1 protein-coding gene is annotated in these 864 nt (G+C 51.6%); it reads right to left on the reverse strand.

What is annotated here, in order from left to right; translation table 11 throughout:
- The coding region (locus AC1DU8_RS22750; RefSeq protein WP_477727284.1) for a pilin at window positions 1–257 on the reverse strand (257 nt) is incomplete at its 3' end.
- Window positions 258–864: the final 607 nt, after the last annotated feature.

Raw genomic sequence — 864 nt, forward strand, 5'->3', positions numbered from 1 at the left:
CGCCGCTGGCGTTCGCCGCTGGCGTTCTTTTCACAGCCCCAGTTATTGGCGATCGGCAGAACCGTACTGGCAGCAGATTGAACAGTTTCCGTGATGCTGGTACGGCACTGTGATGCAGCCAGAATCACTTCAGACACTTTCGCACGAATGGTGTAGTCCTGATAGGCAGGCAGAGCCACCGCAGCCAGGATACCGATAATCGCCACGACGATCATCAATTCGATCAGGGTAAAACCCCGTTGGATGGAACGCTTCATAAAAACTCCTTGGTTAAAAAAACTAGCTCAGGTAAAAAGCAGTTTTTGTGCCACGTCAAAAGGGCGTCTTTTCCGTGATTTTTCGAGCTCAAAAAGCCGAGAGCTTACTTTTTTGACTACCCTCTGTGAATTTCACGACACTTTTGTCATTTGAGGCGGATGAACCGGACCCTCTTGAGCGTCCGAATGCCGCTACTGACTGTGCCGGGAATACGCCACACTATGCATGCCTGCATTGCTGAATCAGATCACATCAGTTCATGCAAACCAGTACAACCCTTGTAGCCGGTCTTGCTTGCGCTTGTCACGGCTGATCGTCGATGCAGGGGGTCAATTTATCGTCCTTCCCATGGCGCACCATCCATTGAAGTTTTCAGAAATCAACTGTCGGACTCCATCGGACAACTTTTGCCCAAATAAAAGCGGCGCGTCAAAGACGCGCCGCTTGTTAACCCATGAATTGCTGCGTTACGCAGCAATCAGGTTTTAGCCCCGGCAAGAACCTGGGAGGTATTTCGTAGGCATTGCGGTACCCGTCGATCCGGGGCCACACACCCACTTGAAGATGGTTGCGCCAACATCGGTGCTCGTCAACGTAGCGGTGGAA

This window comes from Polaromonas sp. P3_A5, assembly GCF_056403055.1.